This window comes from Rhizobium ecuadorense (genome assembly GCF_001187535.1).
Classification (GTDB): domain Bacteria; phylum Pseudomonadota; class Alphaproteobacteria; order Rhizobiales; family Rhizobiaceae; genus Rhizobium; species Rhizobium ecuadorense.
Genome location: NZ_LFIO01001677.1, coordinates 1 through 329, shown reverse-complemented (window position 1 = coordinate 329; position 329 = coordinate 1). Strand labels below are relative to the sequence as shown.

The 329-nt window shown below is 63.5% G+C and carries 1 protein-coding gene; it reads left to right on the top strand.

The genetic code is table 11. The annotated features are described in order from the left end of the window. Positions 1-329: hypothetical protein (locus tag AF337_RS32990; protein ID WP_152971314.1), on the top strand; the 329-nt coding region annotated here is incomplete at both ends.

Here is a 329-nt window from a genome sequence, read left to right as displayed (position 1 = left end):
ACGCCTGGAACTGGATGCTGAACAATCTGCGCCGCGGGGCCGACGAACTGGTGCTGAACGATCCGGCGGTCCAACCAGACGATGACGTCTTCCGGTCGCTGATCAGTTTCGTCGCGATGGTGGGTCTCAGGCTCGGCGAATTGCATGTCGTGCTCGCTGCGAAGACCGGGGACGAGGCCTTCAGCCCCGTGGTATCAGGCGACAGCGAGGTCGAGGCGATGAGGAAGGCCGTTGCCGGGGAGCTCGCCTATGCGATGTCGAAGCTCGAGGAACGCGACGAGAATGCCGACCCCGCAATCGACCTGATCGCAAGGCCGCTACTCGAGCGT